This is a genomic window from Streptomyces sp. R44 (genome assembly GCF_041053105.1).
Classification (GTDB): domain Bacteria; phylum Actinomycetota; class Actinomycetes; order Streptomycetales; family Streptomycetaceae; genus Streptomyces.
The window spans coordinates 1,704,586-1,727,500 of the sequence record NZ_CP163444.1 but is presented as its reverse complement, the minus strand read 5'-3'; the positions used below and the strand labels follow the sequence as shown (position 1 = coordinate 1,727,500).

22 protein-coding genes and 1 tRNA gene are annotated in these 22,915 nt (G+C 71.6%); 19 read left to right on the top strand and 4 right to left on the bottom strand.

The features are described from left to right. Window positions 1-86: 86 nt before the first annotated feature. Together AB5J54_RS07990 and AB5J54_RS07985 are read left to right on the top strand one after the other, a co-directional pair. Window positions 87-533, top strand: a complete 447-nt coding sequence (locus AB5J54_RS07990) for an SRPBCC family protein (RefSeq protein WP_369143193.1) — start codon at window positions 87-89, stop codon at window positions 531-533. Window positions 534-572: 39 nt separating this feature from the next. Next, window positions 573-644, top strand: a tRNA-Val gene (locus AB5J54_RS07985). Between the two features lie 52 nt (window positions 645-696). On the opposite strand, the gene AB5J54_RS07980 is transcribed toward AB5J54_RS07985, so the two are convergent. Further along, window positions 697-1,425, bottom strand: coding sequence for a 3'-5' exonuclease (locus tag AB5J54_RS07980; protein ID WP_369143192.1), 729 nt, complete (start codon window positions 1,423-1,425; stop codon window positions 697-699). Between the two features lie 121 nt (window positions 1,426-1,546). Here AB5J54_RS07980 and AB5J54_RS07975 point away from each other — a divergent pair, with 121 nt between their 5' ends. From AB5J54_RS07975 to thrS, 3 genes are all read left to right on the top strand, one after another. Beyond that, complete coding sequence (locus AB5J54_RS07975) at window positions 1,547-2,113, top strand: DUF4365 domain-containing protein (protein WP_369143191.1); 567 nt, start codon at window positions 1,547-1,549, stop codon at window positions 2,111-2,113. Then, window positions 2,113-3,426, top strand: coding sequence for a hypothetical protein (locus AB5J54_RS07970; RefSeq protein WP_369143190.1), 1,314 nt, complete (start codon window positions 2,113-2,115; stop codon window positions 3,424-3,426). The genes AB5J54_RS07975 and AB5J54_RS07970 overlap by 1 nt, the downstream gene beginning before the upstream one ends. A 147-nt stretch (window positions 3,427-3,573) precedes the next feature. Beyond that, complete coding sequence (gene thrS, locus AB5J54_RS07965; protein ID WP_369143189.1) at window positions 3,574-5,550, top strand: threonine--tRNA ligase; 1,977 nt, start codon at window positions 3,574-3,576, stop codon at window positions 5,548-5,550. 12 nt (window positions 5,551-5,562) lie between these two features. On the opposite strand, the gene AB5J54_RS07960 is transcribed toward thrS, so the two are convergent. Next, complete coding sequence (locus AB5J54_RS07960) at window positions 5,563-6,249, bottom strand: potassium channel family protein (protein ID WP_369143188.1); 687 nt, start codon at window positions 6,247-6,249, stop codon at window positions 5,563-5,565. Between the two features lie 65 nt (window positions 6,250-6,314). Between AB5J54_RS07960 and AB5J54_RS07955 the strand changes: the two genes are divergently transcribed. After that, complete coding sequence (locus AB5J54_RS07955) at window positions 6,315-6,878, top strand: HIT domain-containing protein (RefSeq protein WP_369143187.1); 564 nt, start codon at window positions 6,315-6,317, stop codon at window positions 6,876-6,878. 28 nt (window positions 6,879-6,906) lie between these two features. Here AB5J54_RS07955 and AB5J54_RS07950 read toward each other — a convergent pair whose 3' ends face one another. Both AB5J54_RS07950 and AB5J54_RS07945 read right to left on the bottom strand, forming a co-directional pair. After that, entirely contained in the window at window positions 6,907-8,562 is a 1,656-nt protein-coding gene (locus AB5J54_RS07950; protein ID WP_369143186.1) for a hypothetical protein, read from the bottom strand. 176 nt (window positions 8,563-8,738) lie between these two features. Beyond that, window positions 8,739-10,955, bottom strand: coding sequence for an elongation factor G-like protein EF-G2 (locus AB5J54_RS07945; protein ID WP_369143185.1), 2,217 nt, complete (start codon window positions 10,953-10,955; stop codon window positions 8,739-8,741). Between the two features lie 269 nt (window positions 10,956-11,224). Here AB5J54_RS07945 and pgsA point away from each other — a divergent pair, with 269 nt between their 5' ends. From pgsA to secD, 13 genes are all read left to right on the top strand, one after another. Further along, complete coding sequence (pgsA, locus tag AB5J54_RS07940; RefSeq protein WP_369143184.1) at window positions 11,225-11,887, top strand: phosphatidylinositol phosphate synthase; 663 nt, start codon at window positions 11,225-11,227, stop codon at window positions 11,885-11,887. Then, window positions 11,884-12,798, top strand: coding sequence for a phosphatidylinositol mannoside acyltransferase (locus tag AB5J54_RS07935; protein WP_369143183.1), 915 nt, complete (start codon window positions 11,884-11,886; stop codon window positions 12,796-12,798). The genes pgsA and AB5J54_RS07935 overlap by 4 nt, the downstream gene beginning before the upstream one ends. Further along, the gene (locus AB5J54_RS07930) at window positions 12,795-13,949 is read left to right on the top strand and encodes a glycosyltransferase family 4 protein (RefSeq protein ID WP_369143182.1); all 1,155 of its coding nucleotides are present in this window, start codon (window positions 12,795-12,797) and stop codon (window positions 13,947-13,949) included. Before AB5J54_RS07935 ends, AB5J54_RS07930 begins: the two co-directional genes overlap by 4 nt. 356 nt (window positions 13,950-14,305) lie before the next feature. Beyond that, a complete protein-coding gene (locus AB5J54_RS07925; protein WP_369143181.1) occupies window positions 14,306-14,941 on the top strand; it encodes an MBL fold metallo-hydrolase in 636 nt (211 codons plus the stop codon). A gap of 11 nt (window positions 14,942-14,952) precedes the next feature. Then, complete coding sequence (locus AB5J54_RS07920; protein ID WP_369143180.1) at window positions 14,953-15,495, top strand: hypothetical protein; 543 nt, start codon at window positions 14,953-14,955, stop codon at window positions 15,493-15,495. Window positions 15,496-15,609: 114 nt separating this feature from the next. Further along, window positions 15,610-16,524: a pyridoxal 5'-phosphate synthase lyase subunit PdxS gene (gene pdxS / locus AB5J54_RS07915; RefSeq protein ID WP_184932491.1), complete on the top strand. Its 915-nt coding sequence runs from the start codon at window positions 15,610-15,612 to the stop codon at window positions 16,522-16,524. A 6-nt stretch (window positions 16,525-16,530) separates the two neighbouring features. Next, window positions 16,531-17,118 (top strand): pyridoxal 5'-phosphate synthase glutaminase subunit PdxT, encoded by a 588-nt coding sequence (gene pdxT, locus AB5J54_RS07910; RefSeq protein WP_369143179.1) that lies wholly within the window; start codon window positions 16,531-16,533, stop codon window positions 17,116-17,118. A gap of 62 nt (window positions 17,119-17,180) precedes the next feature. Further along, window positions 17,181-17,933, top strand: coding sequence for a YebC/PmpR family DNA-binding transcriptional regulator (locus AB5J54_RS07905; RefSeq protein WP_030204558.1), 753 nt, complete (start codon window positions 17,181-17,183; stop codon window positions 17,931-17,933). A 123-nt stretch (window positions 17,934-18,056) separates the two neighbouring features. Next, entirely contained in the window at window positions 18,057-18,608 is a 552-nt protein-coding gene (gene ruvC, locus AB5J54_RS07900; protein ID WP_189804416.1) for a crossover junction endodeoxyribonuclease RuvC, read from the top strand. Continuing rightward, window positions 18,605-19,237: a Holliday junction branch migration protein RuvA gene (gene ruvA, locus AB5J54_RS07895; protein WP_369143178.1), complete on the top strand. Its 633-nt coding sequence runs from the start codon at window positions 18,605-18,607 to the stop codon at window positions 19,235-19,237. Before ruvC ends, ruvA begins: the two co-directional genes overlap by 4 nt. 32 nt (window positions 19,238-19,269) lie before the next feature. After that, window positions 19,270-20,361 (top strand): Holliday junction branch migration DNA helicase RuvB, encoded by a 1,092-nt coding sequence (ruvB, locus tag AB5J54_RS07890; protein WP_369143177.1) that lies wholly within the window; start codon window positions 19,270-19,272, stop codon window positions 20,359-20,361. A 165-nt stretch (window positions 20,362-20,526) separates the two neighbouring features. Beyond that, on the top strand, window positions 20,527-21,009 hold the full coding sequence (yajC, locus tag AB5J54_RS07885; RefSeq protein WP_369143176.1) for a preprotein translocase subunit YajC: 483 nt from the start codon (window positions 20,527-20,529) through the stop codon (window positions 21,007-21,009). A 144-nt stretch (window positions 21,010-21,153) separates the two neighbouring features. After that, a complete protein-coding gene (gene secD, locus AB5J54_RS07880; protein ID WP_369143175.1) occupies window positions 21,154-22,914 on the top strand; it encodes a protein translocase subunit SecD in 1,761 nt (586 codons plus the stop codon). Window position 22,915 lies beyond the last annotated feature (1 nt).

Below are 22,915 nucleotides of genomic sequence, written 5' to 3'. Positions count from 1 at the left end.
AGTGTGGCCCCGGCCACAGCGGGCGGGAATGCGTCCCGGTACTCAGATTCCCGTAATTCCCGCCTGAGTACGTCCACACTGGGGGCATGGACTGGTGCCGGTACCGCTTCCGCTGCGTCTGGCGGCTCGCCGCCCCGCCCGAGGCCGTCTACGCGGTCCTCGAACGCGCCGAGGAGTACCCCCTCTGGTGGCCCCAGGTCCGCGAGGTCGTCCCGGTCGACGAGGCCACCGGCACCGCACGCTTCCGCTCCCTCCTCCCGTACGAGCTCGTCGTCGCCGCCCGGGCCCTGCGCCGCGATCCGGCCGCCGGCGTCCTGGAGATCGGCCTCGGCGGGGACCTGGAGGGATGGGCCCGCTGGACCCTCACCCCGGAAGGCGACGGCACGCACGCCCTGTACGAGCAGGAGGTCGAGGTCCGGGCCCGGCTGCTGCGGGTCCTCGCCGTCCCCGGACGGCCCGTCTTCCGCGCCAACCACGCCCTGATGATGCGCGGCGGCCGGCGCGGACTCGCGGCCCGCCTGCGCGCGGTTTGAACCAGGGGCGCGAAGACCTGTATGGTTCAACCCGTTCCCGGGCGATTAGCTCAGCGGGAGAGCACTTCGTTCACACCGAAGGGGTCACTGGTTCGATCCCAGTATCGCCCACCGGGAGAGGCCGGTCCGTCGAAAGACGGACCGGCCTTCCGCATTCCCGGACTCAGGCCGCCGTGCGCAGCTCCGGCCGCAGCGGCCACGCCGGGTCCACCGTCTCCGGCGTCCCCTGCCGGGTGAACCAGGCCTGCAGCCCGCGCGCCTGCGCCGCGTGCCACACCGCCTGCAGCGTGTGGAGCTCGGCCGGCGTCAGTCGCTCAAGGCGGGACGAGAAGCGCCGCGCCACCGCCCGTACGACGTCCATCGCCGCCGTCGCGTCCGCCGCCGCGTCGTGCGCGCCCGTCAGTTCCACCTCGTAGTGCGCGCACAGGTCCGTCAGCGTCCTGCGGCCCTTCCGGTACCGGTCGAGGTGCTTGTCCAGGACCCGCGGGTCGAGGACCGTCAGGGGGCTGCCCGCCGTGTAGTTGCCCAGCGACGACGCCCGGTGCCGGCGCAGCTCCCGGTCCAGGATCGTCAGGTCGAACGGCGCGTTCATCACCACCAGCGGCCGCCCCGCCGCCGACTGTTCGGCCAGTGCGCGCGCCAGCTCCTCCATCACGGGGGACGGCCACCGGCCGTTCCGCTGGAGGTGATCGTCCGTCAGGCCGTGGACGGCGGTGGCCCCCTCCGGCACCGGTATGCCGGGGTTGACCAGCCAGCGCGTCACCCGCGGGCGCGCCCCCTCCGTGTCCTGGACGACGAGGGCGGCCGAGACGATCCGGTCCTCCTCGACGTCAACTCCTGTGGTCTCCGTGTCGAAAGCGGCCAGGGGCCCTTCGTACCAGTGCATCGACATCCCCGAACTCCCTGCACACGTGCGGCAGATGGCCAACCCCCTGCCCCGAAACGGTGATACCCGGACTGTTTGCGTCGTACGCGGACCGGTCACAACACAAGGGACGGGGAAGGAAGAAGACATGGCGCTCGCCCAGCCCGAGTCGGGAGGGCTGCCGCCCCAGCGGGTGGCACCGACGCGCGGCTCACTCGCCACCACCGCCTGCATGGAGACCCTTCAGGTGGGATACCTGCACGCCGTCGCCGCCGCGGCCGGCTGCTCGCTGTCCCAGCCCTTTCCGGACAACGGCATCGACTGGCACGTGAGCCACAGCGCTCCCGGGCACACCGTCGACGACGAAGTGACCATCAAGGTGCAGCTCAAGTGCACCTACCAGATACCGCCCCGCCCGCCGGGGAACGCCTTCTCGTTCACCCTCGACAACGACCACCTGGTGAAACTCGCCCGGACGCCGGTGTCCGTGCACAAGATCCTGGTCGTGATGCTCGTCCCGAGGGCGCAGGACGACTGGCTGAGAGCGAGCCACGACCGGCTCGACCTGCGGCACTGCTGCTACTGGATCAACCTGGCCGGACACCCGGTCACGGGGCGGCGCCGGACCACGGTGCGCATCCCGACGGCGCGGATCTTCGACGACCGGGCGCTCTGCGAGATCATGACCCGGGTCGGCGTGGGAGGGAGACCTTGATGCACCGGCCGATCGACGAACCCGGGTTCGGGCACGAGGGGGGCGGGGCCGGGCGCGGCCCCGTCCCCCCGCCCTACCGGCCCCATCCGGCACCCGGCGAGACCCCGGGGCCCTGGACCGGCGTCCCCGCCCCGCCCATCGGGCCCTGGGCCGACATCCAGGGGACACCCGACCCGGGCAGGGTCGACCCGCGGGTCCTCGGCGCCCTGCTCGCACGCCACGGCTGGCGGCGGCGCGGCGGCGCCGTCGGCCGCTACAGCCGCTGGACCCCGCCCGGCAGCGGCACCGGCACCAGCCTCCTCGTCCCGGAGAGCCGCGCCTTCCCCGACTGCGAGGACCTGCTCGGCGAGGCGCTCACCGCCCTCGCCCGCAGCGCCACGCCGTCCGCCCGCGAGGTCCTCACGGGCCTCTCCGTGCCCAGCGACGAGATCCGCTGGTGGCGCGACGTGCCCCCGGGCCCGGCCGGCACCGTCCCCTGGACCGTGCAGGAGCAGCTCAGGTCCGCCGCCCGCCAGCTGCTGCTGGCCGGTGCCCTCGCCGTGCGCGGCCGGGCCGGCTACTACGGGGCCCGGCACCGGCGCGCCGCCCAGGCGTCCCTGGAGACCGTCGTCGTCGGCGCGGCGCCCGGCGGGCGCGGCCTGACCGCCTTCCTGCCGGTCGAACCGGGCCGCCCGATCGCCGTACGGCTCTACCACGCGCTGTACGCGGCCCGCGAGGCCGTCGACTACCAGCGGGCCACCGGCGGCATGGAGGCCTTCGACGCGGCCGTCGAGGCGGGAGTCAGCCGCGAGCTCACCGAGGCGCTCGTCGCCCTCGTCCGGGGCACCGAGGGCGCCCGCGTCGCCCTGGAGTGGGCCCCGGCCGCCGGGGCGCCCGAGGGGTGCGCCGCCCGGCCCGAACCGGTCGAGTTCTCGCCCGGCGACCTGCCCGCGCTGCGGGAGGCCAGTGCCCGCTATCTGACGGACGAGCCCTCCGTGCCGGTCCGGCTCACCGGCGCGGTCGTCCGCATGCGCCGCTCGGGGCCGGGCGGCGAGGGGATCGTACGGCTCCGGGTGCTCGGCGGCGCCGAGGTCCCGCACGTCCGGGTCGCCCTCGACGAGGAGGCGTACCGCACGGCCGGCCACGCCCACCTCGTCGGCCTCCCCATCCGGGTGGTGGGGCGCCTGGAGAGCCGGGGCGGCTTCCGCCGTCTCACCGACGCCACCGGGGTCGTCCCCGTCCAGGTCGACGAGACGGAACGGGACCGGCTCCTCAAGGCCCTGCACGAGAACCTCGATTTCTTCGAGGAGGCGTGCGGTCCCGAGGAGGAGTAGGGGCGGGGGAGCGGAGGCACGGGAATCCCTTTCGCGGGGGGTGCGAACCGCTCGGTAGGATCGGTGACGACGCGGCACCTCGTCTCTGCCGCGCGTCGCCGGCGCGGGCACCTCGTGTCTGCCAGCGCCCTTATGTATGGAGTACCCGTGTCTGATGTCCGTGTGACCGTCCAGTCCGCCTCGGAGGCAGAGGAGAGGGCGGTGAGCGCGGGCACCACCGCCGGCGCCCTGTTCGCCGACGACCGCACCGTCATCGCCGCCCGCGTGGGCGGCGAGCTGAAGGACCTGTCGTACGTGCTCGCCGACGGCGATGTCGTCGAGGGCGTCGAGATCTCCTCCCCGGACGGTCTCGACATCCTGCGCCACTCGACCGCGCACGTCATGGCCCAGGCCGTGCAGGAGCTCTTCCCCGAGGCCAAGCTGGGCATCGGCCCGCCGGTCCGGGACGGCTTCTACTACGACTTCGACGTCGAGAAGCCCTTCACTCCCGAGGACCTCAAGGTCATCGAGAAGAAGATGCAGGAGATCCAGAAGCGCGGCCAGCGCTTCGCCCGCCGCGTGGTGACCGACGAGGCCGCCCGCGAGGAGCTGGCGGACGAGCCGTACAAGCTGGAGCTCATCGGCATCAAGGGCTCCGCGTCCACCGACGACGGCGCGAACGTCGAGGTGGGCGGCGGCGAGCTGACCATCTACGACAACCTCGACGCCAAGACCGGCGAGCTGTGCTGGAAGGACCTCTGCCGTGGTCCCCACCTGCCCACCACCCGGAACATCCCGGCGTTCAAGCTGATGCGCAACGCCGCCGCCTACTGGCGCGGCAGCGAGAAGAACCCGATGCTCCAGCGCATCTACGGCACCGCCTGGCCGTCGAAGGACGAGCTGAAGGCGCACCTCGACTTCCTCGCCGAGGCCGAGAAGCGCGACCACCGCAAGCTGGGCAACGAGCTCGACCTCTTCTCCGTCCCGGACGAGATCGGCTCCGGCCTCGCGGTCTTCCACCCCAAGGGCGGCATCATCCGCCGGGTCATGGAGGACTACTCGCGCAAGCGCCACGAGGAGGAGGGCTACGAGTTCGTCTACTCGCCGCACGCCACCAAGGGCAAGCTGTTCGAGAAGTCGGGCCACCTCGACTGGTACGCCGAGGGCATGTACCCCCCCATGCAGCTCGACGAGGGCGTGGACTACTACCTCAAGCCCATGAACTGCCCGATGCACAACCTGATCTTCGACGCGCGCGGGCGCTCCTACCGTGAGCTGCCGCTGCGCCTGTTCGAGTTCGGCACCGTGTACCGGTACGAGAAGTCCGGCGTCGTGCACGGTCTGACCCGCGCCCGTGGCTTCACCCAGGACGACGCGCACATCTACTGCACCCGCGAGCAGATGGCGGAGGAGCTGGACAAGACCCTCACCTTCGTCCTGAACCTGCTCCGCGACTACGGTCTGAACGACTTCTACCTGGAGCTGTCGACCAAGGACCCGGAGAAGTTCGTCGGCTCGGACGAGGTGTGGGAGGAGGCCACCGCGGTCCTCCAGCAGGTCGCCGAGAAGCAGGGCCTCCCGCTGACCCCCGACCCGGGCGGCGCCGCGTTCTACGGCCCGAAGATCTCGGTGCAGGCGCGGGACGCCATCGGCCGTACCTGGCAGATGTCGACCGTCCAGCTCGACTTCAACCTGCCGGAGCGCTTCGACCTGGAGTACACCGCCCCGGACGGCACCAAGCAGCGCCCGGTCATGATCCACCGCGCGCTGTTCGGCTCGATCGAGCGCTTCTTCGCCGTGCTCCTGGAGCACTACGCGGGCGCGATGCCGCCGTGGCTGGCCCCGGTCCAGGCGACCGGCATCCCGATCGGCGACGCGCACGTCGACTACCTGCACGAGTTCGCCGTCAAGGCGAAGAAGCAGGGCCTGCGGGTGGAGGTCGACTCCTCCTCGGACCGGATGCAGAAGAAGATCCGGAACGCGCAGAAGCAGAAGGTCCCGTTCATGATCATCGCGGGTGACGAGGACATGGCCGCCGGCGCCGTCTCCTTCCGCTACCGCGACGGTTCGCAGGAGAACGGCATCCCCGTCGACGAGGCGATCGCCAAGCTCGCCAAGGTCGTCGAGGACCGCGTCCAGGTCTGATGACCTGAGCCTTCAGGAGGCCCCCGGGGTGTTCCCCGGGGGCCCCTTCTCGTCCTCCCGGGTGAACGCCTGGATCAGCCAGGACGAGAACGAACCCGTCACCGCGCCGAGCAGGGCCAGACCGACCCCCATGATGCCCACCGCCGTGAGACGTCCCATCGGTGTCACCGGGGTCACGTCCCCGTAGCCCACCGTCGCCAGCGTCGCGCACGCCCACCACACCGCGTCCCCGAAGGTGCGGATCGTCGCGCCGGGCGCCTGGTACTCGAAGTGGTAGACGGTCAGTGCCCCCGCGAAGCCGAGCAGGCCCGCCGTCATCCCCGCGTACGTCATGACCCGGGCGTAGAGCGTGAGCCGGGGCTTGTCGTGGCGGCGCTGCATCCGGTCGTAGACACTCACGACCCGCAGGGGGCGCAGCAGCGGCAGGATCACCACCACCGTGTCGAGGAAGTGGTGGCGCACGAAGCGCAGGAGGCCGAGGCCGCTCAGCCTGACCCGTACGACATAGTCCACGAGGAAGACGGCCCAGGAGGCGAACGTCAGCACGAGACAGAGGTCCTTCACGAACTCCGGCAGGTGGTGGCCCAGGATCCGCACCGCGTAGGCGGCGAGATAGACCAGGGCCATCACCGTCAGCGGGGTCTCCATCCAGCGGTCCCAGCGCTCCTGCGCGGGCTGGTCGGGGGGCCTTTCTCTCATCCGATCAGCATGGCCCCTGAACGGATCTTCCGCCCCGGCGACACGTTCCGAACGGACGACGCAATATGCTGCTCAGCATGACGACTGAGCCGGAGCAGCAGATCGGAGTGGGGACGCAGGACGCGTTCCAGCGCCTGTGGACGCCTCACCGGATGGCGTACATCCAGGGCGAGAACAAGCCCACCGGGCCGGGGGCCGAGGACGGCTGTCCGTTCTGTGTGATTCCGTCGAAGTCGGACGAGGACGGCCTGGTCATCGCCCGCGGCCAGCACGTCTACGCGGTGCTCAACCTCTACCCGTACAACGGCGGTCACCTGATGGTCGTCCCGTACCGCCACGTCGCCGACTACACCGACCTCGACGAGACGGAGACGGTCGAGCTCGCCGCCTTCACCAAGCGGGCGATGGTCGCGCTGCGGGCGGCCTCCGGCGCGCACGGCTTCAACATCGGCATGAACCAGGGTGCCGTCGCGGGCGCCGGCATCGCCGCGCACCTGCACCAGCACGTGGTGCCCCGCTGGGGCGGGGACACCAACTTCATGCCGGTCGTGGGGCACACCAAGGTGCTGCCCCAGCTGCTCGCCGACACCCGGAAGATGCTGGCCGACGCCTGGCCGGCCACCCTCTGAGACTCCTGGATCCCGCGGAGGACCCGGGTCAGGCGTCGTAGGCGTCGGCCTTCTTCGGACCCGGGTCCTGGATGCCGCCGCTGAGCACGAGCGAGCGGTTGGTGAAGCGCTCCGTCTCCACGTTGTGCTCGTCGAGCACCCTGAGCGTCGCGGCGTGGACGGCCCGCAGCACGGGCGTGGCCATGCGGATGGCGTCGTCGGCCATGAAGCGGTTCTTCCACAGCGGCCCCGCCCAGACGTGCCGCAGGCCGAACGGCTCGGGCAGGCTCATCTTGCCGCCGAGGAACTCCAGCACCGGCGGGTACCAGGTGAGCGGGGCGCGCACCGCGAGCCGCACGATGTCCTGGGTCGTGAGCAGCGGCTGCTGGATCTCCTTCGTCTCCCAGAAGCGGACCGTCTTCGAGACCTCCTTGGTCTTCGCCTTCGGCTTCGTGGTGAAGAGGCCGTGGACGGGGCCGAGCGCGTGGCCGGTGACCTCGATCCGGAGCGTGTGGTGCAGCGAGGTCACCGTCACCATCATCGTGAGGACGAGATTGCCGTCCCAGAGGATGAACTGCACGCCGAGGTAGTGGCGGTTGCCCGCGCCGAACTGCTGGTCGTTGCAGATGCGCTGTATCTCGTGCGGCTTGACCTGGTAGTGCACGATGTTGTCGCCCTCGGGGCGGGTGACCTCGTCGGCGCCCTCGCCGACCGGGGAGACGATCCAGTGCTTGACGGTCGGCTTGGGGAAGCCGGTCTTCAGGGAGCCGCGCTCCAGGAGCGCCAGCTCGTCGTGGATCCTGCGGATGACGTCCCAGGCGCGGAAGGCGTGGAGTTCCTTGCCGGCCTGCGGGACCAGCTCCTCGGCGAGCGTCCAGCTGCCCCAGCGGGTGCCCAGGCCGAGGATCCCCTTGGTGCCGGCGTAGAAGACGATGTTCGACTGCTGCTCCGCGGCGAGCTTCTCCAGGTTGACCCGGAGCGCCTCGGCCGACTTCTCGCCCGGGTCCTGCGGGACGGACTTCGGCACATGGGGGCCGATCCCGCCGCCGCCGAGCAGGCCGGTCCAGCGCGCGCGCAGGTCGACGGCGGCCTTCAGGCAGATCCGGCTCGCGAGGTACCAGCCGACGACCGGGGCGACGACCATCGCGCGCAGGTAGTTCGGCAGGATCCCGTTGAAGGGAAGCTTGATCAGGACGAGCGCGGCGAAGATCCCGGCGCCCCAGAGCAGGACGGTGCCGACGGCGCCGTTGCGCTTGTTCTCGGAGCCGGTGAGGAGACGGCGGAGCTGGATGACGCCCAGCCACAGCAGCAGACCGGGCAGGAAGAGGACGCCGCAGAAGAAGGTGACCAGGGTCAGCTTGATGTCGCGCTGCCGGCGCAGGTGGGTGGCGGCCAGGCAGTGCTCGACGACCGGCTGCGGCTCGGCCCCGAAGGACTGGATCAGGGCCTTGCGGGCGCCGCCGAGCATCCGGACCTGCACCGCGCGGGAGAAGGCCTCGCCGAGGTCGGGGCTGAAGAGCCCCCACTTCCCCTCCTTGACCGTGGTCTTGTAGAGGTCGTTGTCGGCTTCCTGGATCGTCTTCAGCGGACTGTCGCGGTACGCGGCGGAGGCGAGCGCGTTCGTCGCGCCCGTGCCGCCTCCCGTGCTCTGGAGGGGGATCTGTGCCCCGGGTCCGAAACCGTCGATCGCCACTGCCGCCCCCATCGCGCGCGAGTACCTGTGCGGGCTGTTCCCAACTGCCGCGCCCCGCACACCTTCTGAGCTGGGCACCACAGCGTAACCGGGTACGGCCGGATGCGTCACTGCCTGTGGACGGCGACGGCCGAATGACGTCCGCCCGGCGAGTGCCGGGCGGACGTGGGCCCCTGTCCCTCCGTCAACTAGGAGCCTTTTTCGGCCTGTTCGCGGATCTTCTCCGACAGGTGCGGCGGCATCGGCTCGTGCCGGGCGTACGAGCGGTCGAACCGGCCGGTGCCGTGCGAGATCGAGCGCAGGTCGATCGCGTACCGTCCGATCTCGATCTCCGGTACCTCGGCCCTGACCACGGTCCGCCCCGGACCGGCCTGGTCCGTGCCGACGACCCGGCCGCGCCGCCCCGACAGATCGCTCATCACCGGGCCGACGTACTCGTCGGGGACGAGGACCTCGACCTGGGCGACCGGCTCCAGGAGATGGACCGGCACCTCGGCGGCCGCCTCGCGCAGCGCCAGCGCCCCGGCGGTCTGGAAGGCCGCGTCGGAGGAGTCCACCGAGTGGGCCTTGCCGTCCCGCAGGGTGACCCGGATGTCGACGAGCGGATGACCGGTCGCGAGCCCCCGCGCGGCCTGCGCCCGGATCCCCTTCTCCACCGAGGGGACGAACTGGCGCGGGACCGCCCCGCCGACCACCTTGTCGACGAACTCGACGCCACTGCCCGGCGGCAGCGGCTCCACGTCGATCTCGCAGATGGCGTACTGGCCGTGGCCGCCGGACTGCTTGACGTGCCGGCCGCGGCCCGAGGCGGGGCCGCCGAAGGTCTCGCGCAGCGCCACCTTGTACGGCACGGCGTCCACCTGCACCCCGTACCGGCCGCGCAGCCGCTCCAGGGCGACGTCCTGGTGGGCCTCGCCCAGGCACCACAGCACCACCTGCCGGGTGTCCTGGTTCTGTTCGAGCCGCAGGGTCGGATCCTCGGCGACCAGCCGGGCGAGGCCCTGCGAGAGCCGGTCCTCGTCGGCCTTGCCGTGGGCCTGGACGGCCAGCGGCAGCAGTGGCTCCGGCATGGTCCACGGCTCCATCAGGAGCGGATCGTCCTTGGCGGAGACGGTGTCCCCGGTCTCCGCGTGGCCGAGCCGGGCGACACAGGCGAGGTCCCCGGCGATGCACTCCGCCAGCGGGCGCTGCTGCCTGCCGAACGGCGAGGTGAGCCCGCCGATCCGTTCCTCCGCCTCGTGGAGTTCATGGCCGTCGCGGGAGCCGTCGGCGAGGCCGTGCCCTGAGACGTGCACGGTCTCGTCGGGACGCAGCGTGCCGGAGAAGACCCGGACCAGGGAGATCCTTCCCACATAGGGGTCGGCGGCCGTCTTGACGACCTCGGCGACCAGCGGCCCCTCCGGGTCGCAGGTGATCGGCGGCCGGGAGCGGCCGTCGGGGGTCGTGACGGCGGGCGCCTCGTGCTCCAGGGGCGAGGGGAAGCCGCCGGTGATCAGCTCCAGGAGTTCCAGGGTGCCGAGGCCCTGCGTCCCGCCGTCGGCGGCGGGAGCGGCCGCGAGCACCGGATGGAAGGCACCCCGGGCGACGGCCTTCTCCAGGTCGTCGACGAGGGTCTTCACGTCGATGTCCTCGCCGCCGAGATAGCGGTCCATCAGGGTCTCGTCCTCGCTCTCGGCGATGATCCCCTCGATGAGCCGGGCCCGGGCCTCCGCGATGAGCTCCCGCTGCGCCTCGTCGGGCGGGTTCTCCCGGCGCACTCCGGAGGAGTAGTCGAAGATCCGCTCCGAGAGCAGGCCGACCAGGCCGGTCGCGGGCGCGTGCCCGTCGGCGCCCTCGGCGCCGCGCACCGGCAGATACAGCGGGAGGACGGCGTCGGGGTCGTCCCGGCCGAAGAGCCCGGCGCAGACGGCGGTGAGCTCGGTGAAGTCGGTGCGGGCGGTGTCGAGGTGGGTGACGACGATGGCGCGCGGCATCCCGACGGCGGCGCACTCCTCCCAGATCATGCGGGTGGACCCGGCGACGGCGTCGGCCTCCTGGGCGGCCGAGACGACGAAGAGGGCCGCGTCCGCCGCGCGCAGACCGGCCCTCAGCTCCCCGACGAAGTCGGCGTACCCGGGGGTGTCGAGGAGATTGATCTTGTACCCGTCCCAGCCGACCGGGACGAGGGAGAGCTGTACGGAGCGCTGCTGGCGGTGCTCGATCTCGTCGTAGTCGGAGACGGTCGCGCCGTCCTCGACCCTCCCGGCCCGGTTGAGCGCCCCGGCGGTCTGCGCGAGGGCCTCGACGAGCGTCGTCTTGCCCGATCCGCTGTGGCCGACCAGCACCACGTTCCGCACGGCCGAGGGCCGGTCGGCCGTAGGAGCCCTGCCGGCGGCTCCGGCGGGGGTCTTCGCCTTGTCACCCATGATGTTTCCTCCCGACTGCTCGCACGGTGCGGCGGGACGCGGGCGCGGGGGAGTGGTGTGTCGCGGTACGGCTCCAGCGGTGCCCGCGGTGGTCCTTCGAGCTTTGCACCGACGCCAGGAAGCGTCCATACGTCGTACACCCCGGAGGCTCCGGGAGGGACGCCGACGCGGCGGGGCGGGTGCCCGCCCGTACGCCGGGACGCTCGTGGCTACGATGGGTGAGCCGGTGGTCATAGGGGCCGCGCGGCCCACCGAACCTCGGGAAGGCCATGCTGAACAAGTACGCGCGTGCCTTTTTCACGCGTGTCCTCACACCGTTCGCCGCGTTTCTGCTCCGGCGGGGCGTCAGCCCCGACGCGGTCACGCTCATCGGCACGGCGGGGGTGATGGCCGGTGCGCTGGTCTTCTTCCCCCGCGGAGAATTCTTCTGGGGCACGATCGTCATCACCCTGTTCGTCTTCTCCGACCTCGTCGACGGAAACATGGCCCGGCAGGCGGGGATCTCCAGCCGCTGGGGCGCCTTCCTCGACTCGACGCTCGACCGGGTCGCCGACGGCGCGATCTTCGGCGGCTTCGCGCTCTGGTACGCCGGCAAGGGCGACGACAACATCCTGTGCGCCGTGGCGATCTTCTGCCTCGCGAGCGGCCAGGTCGTCTCGTACACCAAGGCCCGAGGCGAATCGATTGGCCTGCCCGTCGCGGTGAACGGCCTGGTCGAGCGCGCCGAGCGCCTGGTGATCTCGCTGGTCGCCGCCGGCCTCGCCGGACTCCACACGTTCGGCGTGCCCGGCGTCGAGGTCCTGCTCCCGATCGCCCTGTGGATCGTGGCCGTCGGCAGCGCCGTCACCCTGGGCCAGCGGGTCGTGACCGTGCGCCGGGAATCGGCCGAGGCGGACGCCGCCACGGCCGGGGGCGGCGGGGCGGCCTCGTGAGCACCCTCAAGGAGCGCCTGAGCGACGGGCTGTACGGCGCCGGCTGGGCGACCGTGAAGAAGCTGCCGGACCCGGTGGCGACGGGCCTCGGACGGCGGATCGCCGACTTCGCGTGGAAGCGGCGCGGCAAGAGCGTCCTGCGTCTGGAGTCCAACCTCGCGCGCGTGGTGCCGGACGCCACGCCCGAGCGGCTCGCCGAGCTGTCGAGGGCCGGCATGCGCTCGTACATGCGGTACTGGATGGAGTCCTTCCGGCTGCCGACCTGGAGCAAGGAGCGGGTCGAGCGGTCCATCGACATCAAGGACCGCCACTATCTGGAGGAGGGCCTCGCCTCCGGGCGCGGCGTCATCCTCGCCCTGCCGCACCTGGCCAACTGGGACCTCGCGGGCGTGTGGGTGACCCGCTCGGTCGGCGTGCCGTTCACCACGGTCGCGGAGCGGCTCAAGCCGGAGTCGCTGTACGACCGGTTCGTCGCCTACCGCGAGTCCCTCGGCATGGAGGTCCTGCCGCACACCGGCGGCTCCGCCTTCGGCACCCTCGCCCGACGGCTGCGGGCCGGCGGCCTGGTCTGCCTGGTCGCCGACCGGGACCTGTCGGCCTCCGGCATCGAGGTCGAGTTCTTCGGGGACACGGCACGGATGCCGGCCGGCCCGGCGATCCTCGCCCAGCAGACCGGCGCGCTGCTGCTGCCCGTGACGCTCTGGTACGACGACACGCAGGTCATGAAGGGCCGGATCCACGCACCGATCGACGCCCCCGAGTCAGGTACGCGGGCCGAGAAGACGTCCTTGATGACACAGGACCTGGCCGACGCCTTCGCCGGCGGCATCGCGGACCATCCGGAGGACTGGCACATGCTGCAACGACTGTGGCTCTCGGACCTGGAGAAGCGGGAGGAGCCGGGCGCGTGAAGATCGGGATCGTCTGTCCGTACTCCTGGGACGTGCCGGGCGGCGTCCAGTTCCACATCCGCGACCTCGCCGAGCACCTCGTCCGGCTGGGCCACGAGGTCTCCGTCCTCGCCCCCGCCGACGACGACACCCCGCTCCCGCCGTACGTCGTCTCGGCCGGGCGGGCCGTCCCGGTCTCGTACAACGGCTCGGTGGCCCGGCTCAGCTTCGGCTTCCTCTCCGCCGCGCGGGTCCGCCGCTGGCTGCACGACGGCACCTTCGACGTCGTCCACATCCACGAGCCGACCTCCCCGTCGCTCGGGCTGCTCACCTGCTGGGCGGCGCAGGGGCCGATCGTCGCCACCTTCCACACCTCGAACCCGCGCTCCCGGGCCATGATCGCCGCGTATCCGATCCTCCAGCCGGCCCTGGAGAAGATCAGCGCCCGCATCGCGGTCAGCGAGTACGCGCGCCGGACGCTGGTGGAGCACCTGGGGGGCGACGCCGTCGTCATCCCCAACGGCGTCGACGTGGACTTCTTCGCCCGCGCCGAACCGAAGAAGGAGTGGCAGGGCGAGACCCTCGGCTTCATCGGCCGCATCGACGAACCGCGCAAGGGCCTGCCCGTCCTCATGCGGGCCCTCCCGAAGATCCTCGCCGCGCGGCCGGGCGCGCGGCTGTTGGTGGCCGGACGCGGCGACGAGGAGGAGGCGGTCGCCTCGCTCCCGGCCGAGATGCGCTCGCGCGTCGAGTTCCTCGGCATGGTCAGCGACGAGGACAAGGCGCGGCTGCTGCGGAGCGTCGACGTGTACGTGGCGCCCAACACCGGCGGCGAGAGCTTCGGCATCATCCTCGTCGAGGCGTTGTCGGCCGGTGCGCCGGTCCTCGCCTCCGACCTGGACGCCTTCGCGCAGGTCCTCGACCAGGGGGCGGCGGGCGAGCTCTTCGCCAACGAGGACGCCGACGCGCTGGCGGACGCCGCGATCGCGCTCCTCGGGGACGCTCCGCGACGCAAGGAGCTGAGCGCGCGGGGCTCGGCCCATGTGCGGCGCTTCGACTGGTCGACGGTCGGGGCGGACATCCTCGCGGTGTACGAGACGGTGACGGACGGGGCGGCGGCGGTGGACACGGACGAACGCACGGGCGGCCTACGAGCCCGCCTGGGCCTGTAGCGAGCCCGCGCCCGCGCCCCGTGTGGGCAATCGTCCCGCTGGGCGGGACGGGTGGGCACACGGGACGGCGCCCTTCAGCGGCGCCTCCGTCTTCCGGGCCTGGACCCGCACCCCGATGCGCGGCGCACATCCGGTGCGGGTCAGGGCGCGGGAGCCTCTGGCGCCGGCAAAGCGCGGGTCCGTTGTGCCCACCCGTTCCGCCCTGGGGGCACCTCCCGGACGAAGTCTGGGGGAGGAACGCATGCCCACAACGGGGGTGGGCACCGCCCCGGCGGAACGCATGCCCACAACGGGGGTGGGCACCGTCCTTTGCGGAACGCCTGCCCACAACGCGGGGGCGCAGGCATGGTGGCTCCATGGAGACGATCACCCGGCTCGACCTCGGACACCTCACCCGCCCCGCCCAGGAGTGGGGCGGCCCACGCGCCCGCGTGGAGCCCGTTCTCGGGTATCTCGTGCGGCACGCAGGCGTGCGGCTGCTCTTCGACACCGGGATCGGGACCGGCTCTCCCGAGACCGACGCGCACTACCGACCCGTCCGGCACCCCCTGACCGTCGGCCCCGGCGACGTCGACGTCGTCGTCAACTGCCACCTGCACTTCGACCACATCGGCGGCAACCAGCTCTTCCCCACCACACCCGTCCTCGTCCAGCGCAAGGAGCTCGCCGTCGCCCGCGCCGGCGCGTACACGATCGACGAACTGCTGCCCGGCGTCCGGTACGAGGAGCTCGACGGCGAGCACGAGCTCGCGCCGGGCGTGCGGATCGTGCCGACACCCGGGCACACCGAGGGCCATCAGTCCCTCGTCCTCGACCACGGCGACCGCGTCACGGTCCTCGCGGGTCAGGCGTACGACTTCGCCCACGAGTTCGGCAGCCCGTACCTCCCCTGGCTCGACCGGCTCGGCGAGCTCGCGGACGGCCGCCCCGCACGAGTCCTGTTCGCCCACGACCGTGACCTTTGGGAAGGTGTGCTGCCGCCGCCCCGGTAGCCTGTGCGCCCGTGACCGAAACCCTGATCTGGACCGTCGTCGCGCTGATCCTCATCGGCGTCTATCTGAGCTGGACCGCCGGGCGGCTCGACCGCCTGCACTCGCGCATCGACGCCGCCCGCGCCGCCCTGGACGCGCAGCTCCTGCGCCGGGCCTCGGTCACCCAGGAGCTCGCCACCTCCGGCGTGCTCGACCCCGCCGCCTCGATCGTGCTGTACGAGGCCGCGCACGCCGCCCGGCAGGCCGAGGAGGACCAGCGGGAGGTCGCCGAGAGCGAGCTGAGCCAGGCGCTGCGGGCCGTCTTCGGCGAGCCCGAGCAGGTGGAGCTCGTCCGTGCGGCGCCCGGTGGCGAGGAGGCGGCGGGGGAGCTCGCGCAGGCGGTCCGCCGGGTCCCGATGGCCCGCCGTTTCCACAACGACGCCGTCCGTGCCGCCCGCGCCCTGCGCCGGCACCGCAAGGTCCGCTGGTTCCGGCTCGCGGGCCACGCGCCCTTCCCGCTGGCCTTCGAAATGGACGACGAGCCGCCCGTGGCCCTTGCTGATCGCCCGGCCTGACGCCCGTAGCCTGGGAAAACGATCCACCGGGTCCACATTGGCCCTTGATGTGGACCGCAGGTGGCCTGTTTCCTCATCTTGTCGTCAACCCCCGTTGTCACGAGTGAGGTATCCGTGTCCACCACGCCTTCCACCACCTTCCAGTCCCCCGAGACCGGCACCGCGCGCGTGAAGCGCGGCATGGCCGAGCAGCTCAAGGGCGGCGTGATCATGGACGTGGTCAACGCCGAGCAGGCGAAGATCGCCGAGGACGCCGGCGCCGTGGCCGTCATGGCCCTGGAGCGGGTCCCCGCGGACATCCGCAAGGACGGTGGCGTCGCCCGCATGTCCGACCCGAACATGATCGAAGAGATCATCGGCGCGGTCTCCATCCCGGTCATGGCCAAGTCCCGCATCGGCCACTTCGTCGAGGCCCAGGTCCTGCAGTCCCTCGGCGTCGACTACATCGACGAGTCCGAGGTCCTGACCCCGGCCGACGAGATCAACCACTCCGACAAGTGGGCCTTCACGACCCCCTTCGTCTGTGGTGCCACCAACCTGGGCGAGGCCCTGCGCCGCATCGCCGAGGGCGCGGCCATGATCCGCTCCAAGGGCGAGGCCGGCACCGGCAACGTCGTCGAGGCCGTCCGTCACCTCCGCCAGATCAAGAACGAGATCGCCAAGCTGCGCGGCTTCGACAACAACGAGCTGTTCGCCGCCGCCAAGGAGCTCCGCGCCCCGTACGAGCTCGTCAAGGAGGTCGCCGAGCTCGGCAAGCTGCCGGTCGTGCTGTTCTCCGCCGGTGGTGTCGCCACCCCCGCCGACGCCGCGCTCATGCGCCAGCTCGGCGCCGAGGGCGTCTTCGTCGGCTCCGGCATCTTCAAGTCGGGCGACCCGGCCAAGCGCGCCGCCGCCATCGTGAAGGCCACCACCTTCTACGACGACCCGAAGGTCATCGCGGACGCCTCCCGCAACCTGGGCGAGGCCATGGTCGGCATCAACTGCGACACCCTCCCCGAGTCCGAGCGCTACGCGAACCGGGGCTGGTAAGCACCCATGAGCACGCCCGTGATCGGTGTCCTGGCCCTCCAGGGCGACGTACGGGAGCACCTGATCGCCCTGGCCGCGGCTGACGCCGTGGCCAGGCCGGTCCGGCGCCCCGAGGAACTCGCCGAGGTCGACGGTCTGGTCATCCCCGGTGGCGAGTCCACCACGATCTCCAAGCTGGCCGTCCTCTTCGGCCTGATGGAGCCGCTGCGCGAGCGCATCGCCGCCGGCATGCCCGTGTACGGCACCTGCGCCGGCCTGATCATGCTCGCCGACAAGATCCTCGACCCGCGCTCGGGCCAGGAGACCTTCGGCGGCATCGACATGATCGTCCGCCGCAACGCCTTCGGGCGACAGAACGAGTCCTTCGAGGCCGGTGTGACCGTGACCGGGATCGACACTCCCGTCGAGGGCGTCTTCATCCGCGCCCCGTGGGTGGAGTCCGTCGGCGCCCAGGTCGAGGTGCTCGCCGAGCACGAGGGCCACATCGTCGCCGTCCGCCAGGGCCGGGCCCTCGCGACCTCCTTCCACCCCGAGCTCACCGGCGACCACCGCATCCACGAGCTGTTCGTGGACATGGTGCGCGCCGAACGGTGACACGATCCCGGTAGGATCTCTGGGGTTCGTTCAGAAATGGGTTACGCGAAGGAGACAGGCAGATGTCCGGCCACTCTAAATGGGCTACGACGAAGCACAAGAAGGCCGTGATCGACGCCAAGCGCGGCAAGCTCTTCGCGAAGCTGATCAAGAACATCGAGGTCGCGGCCCGCACGGGCGGCGCCGACCTGGACGGTAACCCGACGCTGTTCGACGCCGTCCAGAAGGCGAAGAAGCAGTCGGTCCCGAACAAGAACATCGACTCCGCGCTCAAGCGCGGTGCGGGTCTCGAGGCCGGCGGCGCCGACTACGCCACGATCATGTACGAGGGCTACGGCCCGAACGGTGTCGCGGTGCTCATCGAGTGCCTCACCGACAACCGCAACCGCGCCGCCTCCGACGTGCGCGTGGCCATGACCCGCAACGGCGGCTCCATGGCGGACCCGGGCTCCGTCTCGTACCTGTTCAACCGCAAGGGCGTCGTCGTGCTCCCCAAGGGCGAGCTGTCCGAGGACGACGTCCTGGAGACGGTGCTCGAAGCCGGTGCCGAGGAGGTCAACGACCTCGGTGAGTCCTTCGAGATCATCAGCGAGGCCACCGACCTGGTCGCGGTCCGTACCGCCCTCCAGGAGGCCGGTATCGACTACGACTCCGCCGAGTCCAGCTTCGTCCCGACCATGCAGGTCGAGCTCGACGAAGAGGGCGCGCGCAAGATGTTCAAGCTGATCGACGCGCTGGAGGACAGCGACGACGTGCAGAACGTCTTCGCCAACTTCGACGTCAGCGACGAGGTCATGGAGAAGGTCGACGCCTGATCGCGGTCGTCTCAGCAGCGGGCCGACGGGGACACACCCCGTCGGCCCGCTGCGTTGTCAGTGGCAGCCGATAGCCTGCACAAACAGACTTGCGATCAGCTGGTGATCAGGGAGGGGGCGGCGGTGCGCGTACTCGGGGTGGACCCCGGGCTGACCCGGTGCGGCGTCGGCGTCGTCGAGGGCGTCGCCGGCCGGCCCCTGACCATGCTCGGCGTCGGTGTCGTCCGCACGGCCGCGGACGCCGACATCGGCGTGCGCCTGGTCGGCATCGAGCGCGGCATCGAGGAGTGGCTCGACCGCTTCTCGCCCGAACTCGTCGCCGTGGAGCGGGTGTTCAGCCAGCACAACGTCCGTACGGTGATGGGCACGGCCCAGGCCAGCGCGGTCGCCATGCTCTGCGCCTCCCGGCGCGGCATCCCCGTCGCCCTGCACACCCCCAGCGAGGTCAAGGCCGCCGTCACCGGCAGCGGCCGCGCCGACAAGGCCCAGGTCGGGGCGATGGTGACCCGGCTCCTGCGGCTCTCCGCCCCGCCCAAGCCGGCCGACGCCGCCGACGCCCTCGCCCTCGCCATCTGTCACATCTGGCGGGCCCCCGCCCAGAACCGTCTGCAACAGGCCGTCGCCCAGCACGCCGCTGCCCGGCCCGTCACCGCGCTGAAAGGCCGTACCCGATGATCGCCTTCGTGAGCGGCCCGGTCGCCGCACTCGCCCCCACGACCGCCGTCGTCGAGGTGGGGGGAGTGGGCATGGCCGTCCAGTGCACCCCGAACACCATCGCCGGGCTGCGCCTCGGTGAGCACGCCCGGCTCGCCACCTCCCTGGTGGTCCGGGAGGACTCCCTCACGCTGTACGGCTTCGCCGACGACGACGAGCGCCAGGTCTTCGAGCTCCTCCAGACCGCCAGCGGCGTCGGCCCCCGCCTCGCCCAGGCCATGCTGGGGGTGCACAGCCCCGACGCGCTGCGCCTCGCCGTCGCCACCGGCGACGAGAAGGCCCTCACCGCCGTCCCCGGCATCGGCAAGAAGGGCGCGCAGAAGCTCCTCCTCGAACTGAAGGACAAGCTCGGCGCCCCGCTCGGCAGCAGCGGTCTCGTCGGCGCCCAGCGTGCCGCGGCCACGGGCCCCGCCCCGTGGACCGAGCAGCTGTCCGCCGCCCTGATCGGCCTCGGCTACGCGAGCCGCGAGGCCGAGGAGGCCGTCAGCGCCGTCACGCCGCAGGCCGAGGCCGCCCTCGCCGAGACCGGCTCCGCCCCCGTGCCCCAGCTGCTGCGCGCCGCGCTGCAGACCCTGAACCGCGCCCGCTGACCGCCCGTACGAACGAGAAGGCAACCACCACCGTGAACTGGGACGACGACAGCACCGCCGAGCCGGACGCGCGGATCGTCGGCGCCTCCGCCGAGGGCGACGACCAGGCCGTCGAGGCGGCCCTGCGCCCCAAGGACCTCAGCGAGTTCGTCGGCCAGGAGAAGGTCCGCCAGCAGCTCGACCTCGTCCTCAAGGCCGCCCGCCAGCGCGGTGCCACCGCCGACCACGTGCTGCTCTCCGGCGCCCCCGGCCTCGGCAAGACCACCCTCTCGATGATCATCGCGGCCGAGATGAACGCGCCGATCCGCATCACCTCGGGCCCCGCCATCCAGCACGCCGGCGATCTCGCCGCGATCCTCTCCTCCCTCCAGGAGGGCGAGATCCTCTTCCTCGACGAGATCCACCGGATGTCCCGGCCTGCCGAGGAGATGCTCTACATGGCGATGGAGGACTTCCGTGTCGACGTCATCGTCGGCAAGGGCCCCGGCGCCACCGCCATCCCCCTGGAACTCCCGCCCTTCACCCTGGTCGGCGCCACCACCCGGGCCGGACTCCTGCCGCCCCCGCTGCGCGACCGCTTCGGCTTCACCGGCCACATGGAGTTCTACGACCCGGCCGAGCTCCAGCGCGTGATCCACCGCTCCGCCGGACTCCTCGACGTCGAGATCGACCCCGACGGCGCCGCCGAGATCGCCGGCCGCTCCCGCGGCACCCCCCGCATCGCCAACCGTCTGCTGCGCCGGGTCCGGGACTACGCCCAGGTCAGGGCCGACGGAGTGATCACCCGGGAGGTCTCCGAGGCGGCCCTCAGCGTGTACGAGGTGGACAGCCGCGGTCTCGACCGGCTCGACCGCGCGGTCCTGGAGGCCCTGCTCAAGCTCTTCGGCGGCGGACCGGTCGGTCTGTCCACCCTCGCGGTCGCCGTGGGGGAGGAGCGCGAGACGGTCGAGGAGGTCGCCGAACCCTTCCTCGTACGCGAAGGTCTGCTGGCGCGCACCCCCCGTGGCCGGGTCGCCACACCCGCGGCATGGACGCACCTCGGACTCGTTCCGCCGCAGGCAGCGGGCCCGGGGAGCGCAGGGTACGGCATGGGATCGGGACAACAGGGGCTCTTCGGGGCGTGACGGTGCGGACACTCGCCCGGACCGGAACCGGGGTGCGATGCTGGACGTTGTTCCATCGATGCGGACTCGCCTAGACTCCGCCGATGCCGCCCTTTCCGGTCGGCGCGCCCACCCCCGAAGATCAGGCCGCGGGTTCTCCGCGACCGTGCGAAGGAAACCCGTCCCGTGAGCATCGTGACCCTCCTCCCCTTCATCGTCCTCATCGGGGCCATGTTCCTGATGACCCGCTCTGCCAAGAAGAAGCAGCAGGCGGCGGCGCAGATGCGCAATGAGATGCAGCCCGGCACCGGCGTACGGACGATCGGGGGGATGTACGCCACCGTCAAGGAGATCGGCGACGAGACCGTTCTCCTCGAGGTCGCGCCCGGCGTGCACGCGGTCTACGCGAAGAACGCGATCGGCGCGGTCCTGGAGGACTCCGAGTACAACCGGATCGTCCACGGCGACGACGAGGAGTCGGACACCGACACCGTCGTCCCGGACGACGCCTCCTCGCTGACCGAGGCCGCCGAGGCCGCCGAGGCCAAGGACGCGGAGACCGTCGAGGACGCGCCGAAGGCCGACCTGACGAAGAAGTCGGACGCGGCCGAGGCCGCCGCCGAGGGTCAGAAGGACGGCAAGGCCGACGGCGAGACCGACGCGAAGTAGTCGCGGCCGGGGACCGCGCGCACGCCCACCGGCGAGCGCGGTCCCCGGAACGGTTCCACGTCTGCGGGGGCAGGTCCCCACACACACTTCGTGGCCGTCTCACGCATACCCGGCGTGAGGCGGTTGGACAGGGAGATACGACAGGTGGCAGCACCGAAGAAGGGCCGAAGGCCGGCGGGGGGACAGAGCCGTCCGGGCCGCGCCCTGGCACTCATCCTGATCGCCATGGTCGCGCTCACCGGCGGGATGTTCTGGTCGGGGCACACCACCCCGCGCCTCGGCATCGACCTCGCCGGCGGCACGTCGATCACGCTCAAGGCGAAGGCCGAGCCCGGCCAGGACTCGGCGATCAACCCGACCAACATGAACACGGCGGTCGGCATCATCGAGCGCCGTGTCAACGGTCTGGGTGTCTCCGAGGCCGAGGTCCAGACGCAGGGTGACGAGAACATCATCGTCAACATCCCCCGCGGGACGAACGAGAAGCAGGCACGCGAGCAGGTCGGCACCACCGCCCAGCTCTACTTCCGGCCCGTTCTCGCCGTCGCGGCCGCGTCGCCGCAGACGGCGCCGAGCGCCACGCCCTCCGGCTCGGCCTCGCCGAAGCCGTCCGCCTCGGCCTCCTCCGGTGCGAAGGTCGGTGAGAAGTCGGCGACCCCGACGGCCACCGCCTCCCCGCAGGGCCGTGCGCTCACCGAGGCCCTCAAGGCCCCGAGCCCGACGCCCACCGCGAGCGCCTCCTCCTCCGCGAAGCCGAAGGCCACCGGGACCCCGCAGGCGACCCCGAAGCCGGACCCCGCCACGGCGGCGCTCCAGCAGAAGTTCGCCACCCTGAACTGCCTCGACCCCAAGGCCCGCGCCGCCGCCGGCCAGGGCGTCAAGTCCTCCGAGCCCACCGTGGCCTGTGGCAAGAACGCGATCGGCCAGTGGGAGAAGTACCTCCTCGGCCCGGCCGAGGTGGACGGCAGGGACGTCGACAAGGCCAAGGCCGGCCTGGACCAGCGGACCGGTCAGTGGATCGTGGACATGGAGTTCACGGACGCCGGCTCGAAGAAGTTCCAGTCGATCACCAGCAAGCTGTCGCAGCAGACCGAGCCGCAGAACCAGTTCGCGATCGTCCTGGACGGCGAGGTCGTCTCCGCGCCCCGCGTCCAGACCACGCTGAGCGCCAGCGCCCAGATCTCCGGCAGCTTCAACCAGCAGTCCGCCCAGGACCTCGGCAACGTCCTGTCCTACGGCGCCCTGCCGCTCGCCTTCCAGACCCAGAGCGTCGACACCGTCACCGCCGCGCTCGGCGGGGACCAGCTGCAGGCGGGTCTCATCGCCGGCGCCATCGGTCTCGGCCTGGTCATCATCTACCTGGTCGCCTACTACCGCGGCCTGTCGCTGATCGCCATCCTCAGCCTCGCCGTCTCGGCGCTCCTCACCTATGTGCTCATGGCCCTGCTCGGCCCGGCCATCGGCTTCGCGCTGAACCTGCCGGCCGTCTGTGGTGCCATCGTCGCCATCGGTATCACCGCCGACTCGTTCATCGTCTACTTCGAGCGCATCCGCGACGAGCTCCGCGAGGGCCGCACGCTCCGCCCGGCCGTCGAGCGCGCCTGGCCGCGCGCCCGCCGCACGATCCTGGTCTCCGACTTCGTGTCGTTCCTGGCCGCGGCCGTGCTGTTCATCGTCACCGTCGGCAAGGTCCAGGGCTTCGCGTTCACGCTCGGCCTGACCACCCTGCTCGACATCGTCGTGGTGTTCCTCTTCACCAAGCCGGTCATGACGCTGCTCGCCCGGACCAAGTTCTTCGGCAACGGTCACAAGTGGTCCGGCCTGGACCCGAAGCGGCTCGGCGCCAAGCCGCCGCTGCGCCGCACCCGCCGTGCCCACGCCCCCGTCGACGCGAAGGAGGCGTGAG